The following is a 6,000-nucleotide window of genomic DNA, read 5'->3' on the forward strand; positions in this document are numbered from 1 at the left end:
GATTGCAGATATCGCCTGACCGCGACTAGCGAAGTTAACGTTTGAACGACTCACCGCGGCCCGTAAAACATCTGCGCCATCACGATATCCGTCGTGCTTAGTTGGCCGTCGCCGTTCCAGTCCGGATTGCAGTAATTCATGATCGATGCCAGATCCCACGCGCCGATCAACGTGTCGCCATAAGTGCCTTGCGCAGGCTCCTTGCATGTCGACGGTGTATCCGGCCGGTTCTGCTCATGCGCAAAACCCATCGCGTGACCGAACTCATGCGCGGCGACATTGCGAATGCAATACTCTTCACGCCCCACGCAACTCGGGCTCCAGTTCCTGAAAGTAAAGTTGAACACCATCCCGCCTACGACATTGTTCAACTCCGTTCCGAGACCTTGCGTATGCGGACCGGTCACGGCGCTGTCCTCGACCGATATCCTTATGCCGTAGTAATTCGGATCGTTCGTGCATTGCTGCCAACCCGTGAACGTGACGCCGGAATGCGCCTCCCAGCTCGCCTCGACCGCGAGACGGCTCCAGTCGCGCTGACTGGCGTACAGCGCGAAGTCAGCGTTGCTCAAGTCCCAGCAGACGCCGATCGGCTCGTGCTTCCAGATGACGGTGGACAAGGCGTATCCCTTGGATGTGGCCTTCTCTTGCGCGCCGGATTGCCTGCCTGCGGAATTGACGCCGTCGTTGTTATCGCCTCCGCCGCATCCGCTCGCCAGCATTCCTAACAATAATGCAAATACCCACGCTCTTAACCGTTTCATTTTCTTCTCCGTGGCCGCACGGCCCGCGCGTCTTGGCGCTCGACAGGAGAAGTATATTTTCTAACGGGCGGTCAAATTCAAATGGTCATTTCATAGTATTCACGGAACTCATCGGTCTTCCGCTCTGCAGCATTCGAAAGCCGCCGTGACCATTACCCCGCGCTCCGGATGCTCACGTTGCCCGAGCCTGATGTCCCCCCGATGCGCCTGCACGATTTCCTTCGCGATCGCGAGCCCGAGCCCCGTGCCGTCCGTCTCCGCCGACGCGCGGTAAAACGGCTCGAACACGCGGCTGCGGGCTTCGGCGGGAATGCCGGGGCCGTTGTCCGTGACGGTCAGCGTCACGCGTTGCGCATCGCGCGTCACCGCGACGGTCACATGCCCGCCTGGCTGCGTATACCGAATCGCGTTTTCCACGATGTTGTAGACGAGCGCCGACAACAACCCTTCATGCCCGATCATCCACGCCGATTCAACGAGCTCCGCGCCCAGATCGATCTCGCGCTTCTGCGCGAACATCGCGAGATCCTCGATCACGTCCTGCGCGATCGCGGCGAGATCGACCTTCTGTCTGGCGAGCTGCGTGTAGTCCGCCGCTTCGGCCTGCGCGAGCAGCAAGAGCTTGTTGGTGAGTCCGACCATCGAGCGATTGCTTCGCTGCATCGCCGCGAGCGCTTCATGCAACGATGGCTCCATCCCGCGGTGCTGCCGCGCGAATTGCAATTGCGTCGCAAGCAGCGTGAGCGGCGTACGCAACTGATGCGCCGCATCCGCGATGAAGCGCCGCTGCGCCGCCACCTGAAGCCCGAGCCGCGCGATGCACTGATTGATCGCCTCGACGATCGGCCGCAACTCCGTATGCAAACGCTCGACGCGCAAGGGCTCGAGCTGCATCGGATCGCGGTCCATCACTTCTTTCTTGACCTTGAGGAGCGGCCGCAATTCGAACGTCAGGCCGATGCAGGCGAGGGCCACCGCGAGGAGCACCATCTCGATCTGCCGCAAGAGTTGCGGGCGCCAGATCTCGCGAACCATCGCGTCGCGCGACGCCTGCGTCTTGCCGACCGAGACCAGCACGCGACGGATCGCGCCGTTGTCGTACATTTGCCGCACGAAGCCGACGACGCGCAACGGCGTGCCGTGAAGGTCCGCGTCGTAATAGCGCGGCGCATCGTGCATCGCCGCCGTCGGTCCCAAAGGAAAATCAGGCAGTCCCGCGAGGAGACGGCCGTCGTCGACGCGCACGTTGTAGAAAACCTGATCGCCCTGGGGCGATGCGAACACTTCGAGCGCGGCAGGCGGAATATCGACGAGCAACCTGCCGTCCGACCACTCCACTTCGCCCGCGATCATCCGCGCCGACGCGAGCAGTGTGTTCTCCTGCACGAGATCCGCGGTGTGCAGCGCGTTGTCGTAGGCGGCCTTGCCGGTCACGAACACGTAGATCGCGAGCGGCACGAGCAGCCACCACAGAAGACGCACGCGCAGGCTATTGGTCATCGTCCTTCTTGCGCAGCAGATAGCCGAGGCCGCGCAGCGTGACGATCGCGGCCGAACTGGCGTCGAGCTTCTTGCGCAGCCGCGAGACGTAGATTTCGAGCGCGTCCTCGCTCGGGCTGTCCTCATGCGTGAAGATCGCATCGAGCAGCGACGCCTTCGACACCGTCTTGCCGAGACGCAGGATCAACGCTTCGAGGACGCTGCGCTCGCGCGGCGTCACGTTGAGCGGCGCGCCTTTGAGCGCGAACTGGCGCGTGTCGATATCGAAGACGAGATCGCCGCACGACACCTCGTTCGCCGTCGACGACGTGCGCCGCCGGATCATCACCTTCACGCGCGCGACGAGCTCGCGCACTTCGAAAGGCTTGACCAGGTAATCGTCCGCGCCCGCGCCGAGCAACTCCACTTTCTCGTCGATGGAACCGCTCGCCGTGAGGATCATCACGGGCGTCGCGTCGCCGCGCTGACGCATGCGGCGCAACACGTTCTTGCCGGACAGCCGCGGAAGGTTGAGATCGAGCAGCACGACATCGTATTGATTCGTGCGCAGCAGTTGATCGGCGGATTCACCGTCCTGCACGGCCTCCAGCACGAACGACGCCTGTTCCAGCATCTTTGCGAGCCAGAGCGAAAGCGTCGGATTGTCTTCGATCAACAGCAGTTTCATGAGCGGTTGCACGCGTGTGCGGAGCTTGGCCGCGCGATTGTAGGGGCTTCGACACGCTTTTGAAGCATCGGGTTAACACCCATGTTTTGTCATCGGCTCAGAAAGCTGGCAGAAGGTTTCGCCTTTCTATAATCGCCGCACACAACTGAAAAAGCGGGCCTTCCCTTACATCACGGCCCACACCAAGGAGACTCCTGATGCGTACTCTGCGCCAGATCGCTGCTGTATCCGGTATCGCTTTCGCACTCGCGGCCGCTTCCGTATCGGCTCATGCGGAGAAGATTTCGATCATGGTCGGCGGCGCGACCAAGATCATCTATCTGCCCGCGAAGCTGACCGAGCAGCTCGGCTACTTCAAGGACGAAGGGCTCGACGTCGAAATCCTTTCGCAGCCCGCCGGCGTCGATGCCGAAAACGAGTTGCTCGCGGGCGCGGTGCAAGGCGTCGTCGGCTTCTACGATCACACCATCGACCTGCAGAGCAAGGGCAAGGAAGTGCAGGCGCTCGTGATCTTCGGCCAGGTGCCGGGCGAAGTGGAAATGGTCTCGACCAAGGCCGCCGACAAGCTCAAGAGCATGGCCGACGTCAAAGGCAAGACGCTCGGCGTGACCGGCCTCGGGTCGTCGACGAGCTTCCTCACGCAATATCTCGCGCAGCGCGCGGGCGTCTCGTCGAAGGAATACACGCTGCTGCCGGTGGGCGCGGACGCGAGCTTCATCGCGGCGGTGAAGCAGGAGCGCATCGATGCGGGCATGACGACCGAGCCGACCGTCTCGCAACTGCTGAAGACCGGCGACGCAAAGGTGCTCGTCGACATGCGCACGATCGAAGGCACGCGCGCCGCGCTGGGCGGCACGTATCCGGCATCGAGCTTCTACGTGCAGCGCGCGTGGGCGCAATCGCACAAGGCGGATGCGGCGAAGCTCTCGCACGCGTTCGCGAAGACGCTCAACTTCATCGCGACGCATAGCGCCGAAGAAATCACCGAAAAGATGCCGAAGGACTATTACGCGAAGAACAAGGACCTGTACGTGGCCGCGCTGAAAGCCTCGCTGCCGATGTTCACGAAGGACGGCAAGATGCCCGCCGACGGCCCCGACACCGTGCTGAAGGTGCTCGCCGCGTTCAATCCTTCGGTGAAGGGCAAGCATATCGACCTGGCGCGCACGTATTCGAACGAATATTTGTCGGGCACCGCGACGGCATCCAAGTGAGACTCGACGCGATGACTTCAACCAGCAAGCAGGATACGCCCGCGATCGAGCTGCGCCACGTCTCGTGCCGCTTCATTTCGCCGGACGGCAAGGCGACGGTCGCGTTGCGCGACTTCAGCATGTCGGTGGCGAAGGGCGAGTTCGTCGCGATCGTCGGCCCGACGGGCTGCGGCAAGTCCACCACGCTCAGCATGATCACCGGCCTGCTCAAGCCGACGACCGGCGAAGTGCGCGTGATGGGCCAGCCGGTGGATGGCATCGATCCGCGCATCGGGTTCGTGTTCCAGGCCGACGCGGTCTTTCCGTGGCGCTCGGTGCTCGACAACGTCGCGGCCGGCCCGCTCTACCGCGGCCGCTCGAAGTCCGCCGCGTATGACGAAGCGCAGTCGTGGCTTCGGCGCGTCGGTCTCGACAAGTTCGGCAAGCATTATCCGCATCAGTTGTCGGGCGGCATGAGAAAGCGTGTCGCGCTCGCGCAGACGTTCATCAACAAGCCCGAAATCCTGCTGATGGACGAGCCGTTCAGCGCGCTCGACATGCAGACGCGCACGCTCATGCAGGACGAACTGCTGCAACTGTGGTCGGCGAATGCGGGCTCGGTGGTGTTCGTCACGCACGATCTGGAAGAAGCGATCGCGCTCGCGGACCGCGTGTTCGTGCTGACGGCGCGCCCCGCGACGCTCAAGAAGGTCTACGAGATCGATCTGCCGCGTCCGCGCATCACGTCCGAGATTCGCTATCACCCGCATTTCATCGAGATTTCGCGCGATATCTGGCACGACCTGCGCGAAGAAGTGCAGATCGGTTGAACCTGCCCCATAGGAACATCAATATGTCCACGCCTCAACAAACGATGCCCTCGGGCATCGATCCCGGCGCACTCGCGCAAGTCGAACGCGAGGCGCAAAAGCGCATCCGCCAGCGCAACGCGCTCGTCATCGGGCTGCGCATCGCGGTGCTCGTGTTCGTGCTCGGCGGCTGGGAACTGTCCGCGCGCCTCCACTGGATCGATCCGTTCTTTTTTTCGATGCCGTCCGCGATCTTCGATCAGATCGTCGAATGGTTCGTCGACGGCACGTCGCAAGGTCCGCTGCTCACGCAAGTGTGGGTCACGCTCGAAGAGACGGGCCTCGGGTTCATCATCGGCTCGGTGGCGGGCGTGTTCTGCGGTATCGTGCTCGGCCGCAACAAGCTGCTGTCGGACGTGTTCAGCATCTACATCAAGATCGCAAACTCGATTCCGCGCGTCGTGCTCGGCTCGGTGTTCGTGATTGCGCTGGGTCTCGGCATGGCGTCGAAGGTGGCGCTCGCGGTCGTGATGGTGTTCTTCGTCGTGTTCGCGAACGCGTTTCAGGGCGTGCGCGAAGCGGATCGCTACATGATCGCGAATGCGCAGATTCTCGGTGCGTCGCGCCGGCAGGTGACGACCTCCGTCGTGATTCCGTCCGCGCTTTCGTGGATTCTCGCGAGCCTGCATGTCAGCTTCGGCTTCGCGCTGGTCGGCGCGGTCGTCGGCGAGTTCCTCGGCTCGAAGCAGGGCATCGGCTTGCTGATCTCGACGGCGCAAGGCGCGTTCAACGCGAGCGGCGTGTTCGCGGCGATGATCGTGCTCGCAGTCGTGGCGCTCGCGGCGGATTATCTGCTGACCGCGCTCGAGCAGCGTCTGCTGAAGTGGCGGCCCACGGCAAATTGACGCGCCCGACAGGAAAAAACCCCACGCGTGGGGTAATGCCGTTCAGTTAGCGCTGAACGGCATTTTTGTTTATGGGGTGAGAAGTGGTTGTAAACGGAGCGCCGGGCTGTTAACTTTCCGGTGCGATGCTTGCCGACCACCTCACTTATCTGATCGAAGCAC

The 6,000-nt window shown here is 62.5% G+C and carries 6 protein-coding genes; 3 read left to right on the forward strand and 3 right to left on the reverse strand.

Annotated features, from left to right (window positions below; genetic code table 11):
* Positions 1-50 precede the first annotated feature (50 nt).
* The 3 genes from NCS58_RS24790 to NCS58_RS24800 form a co-directional block, all read right to left on the reverse strand.
* Positions 51-620 (reverse strand): M12 family metallopeptidase, encoded by a 570-nt coding sequence (locus tag NCS58_RS24790; protein WP_250477743.1) that lies wholly within the window; start codon positions 618-620, stop codon positions 51-53.
* 252 nt (positions 621-872) lie between these two features.
* Positions 873-2,264 (reverse strand): sensor histidine kinase, encoded by a 1,392-nt coding sequence (locus NCS58_RS24795; RefSeq protein WP_250477744.1) that lies wholly within the window; start codon positions 2,262-2,264, stop codon positions 873-875.
* Positions 2,254-2,931, reverse strand: a complete 678-nt coding sequence (locus tag NCS58_RS24800; protein WP_061119219.1) for a response regulator transcription factor — start codon at positions 2,929-2,931, stop codon at positions 2,254-2,256. Before NCS58_RS24800 ends, NCS58_RS24795 begins: the two co-directional genes overlap by 11 nt.
* 197 nt (positions 2,932-3,128) lie before the next feature.
* Between NCS58_RS24800 and NCS58_RS24805 the strand changes: the two genes are divergently transcribed.
* From NCS58_RS24805 to NCS58_RS24815, 3 genes are read left to right on the forward strand one after another with little or no spacing between them, the layout of a single operon-like run.
* Complete coding sequence (locus NCS58_RS24805) at positions 3,129-4,145, forward strand: ABC transporter substrate-binding protein (RefSeq protein ID WP_250477745.1); 1,017 nt, start codon at positions 3,129-3,131, stop codon at positions 4,143-4,145.
* An 11-nt stretch (positions 4,146-4,156) separates the two neighbouring features.
* A complete protein-coding gene (locus NCS58_RS24810) occupies positions 4,157-4,954 on the forward strand; it encodes an ABC transporter ATP-binding protein (protein WP_061119273.1) in 798 nt (265 codons plus the stop codon).
* 23 nt (positions 4,955-4,977) lie between these two features.
* Positions 4,978-5,838, forward strand: a complete 861-nt coding sequence (locus NCS58_RS24815) for an ABC transporter permease (RefSeq protein ID WP_061119221.1) — start codon at positions 4,978-4,980, stop codon at positions 5,836-5,838.
* The last annotated feature ends 162 nt before the right edge of the window (positions 5,839-6,000 follow it).

The organism is Caballeronia sp. INML3B (assembly GCF_023631305.1).
GTDB classification, from domain to species: Bacteria; Pseudomonadota; Gammaproteobacteria; order Burkholderiales; family Burkholderiaceae; genus Caballeronia; species Caballeronia turbans.

Excerpts from the sequence above, each read along its gene's own strand:
- NCS58_RS24795 (WP_250477744.1), bottom strand. The coding sequence starts at position 2,264 with ATGACCAATAGCCTGCGCGTGCGTCTTCTGTGGTGGCTGCTCGTGCCG.
- NCS58_RS24800 (WP_061119219.1), bottom strand. The coding sequence starts at position 2,931 with ATGAAACTGCTGTTGATCGAAGACAATCCGACGCTTTCGCTCTGGCTC.
- NCS58_RS24805 (WP_250477745.1), top strand. The coding sequence starts at position 3,129 with ATGCGTACTCTGCGCCAGATCGCTGCTGTATCCGGTATCGCTTTCGCA.
- NCS58_RS24810 (WP_061119273.1), top strand. The coding sequence starts at position 4,157 with ATGACTTCAACCAGCAAGCAGGATACGCCCGCGATCGAGCTGCGCCAC.
- NCS58_RS24815 (WP_061119221.1), top strand. The coding sequence starts at position 4,978 with ATGTCCACGCCTCAACAAACGATGCCCTCGGGCATCGATCCCGGCGCA.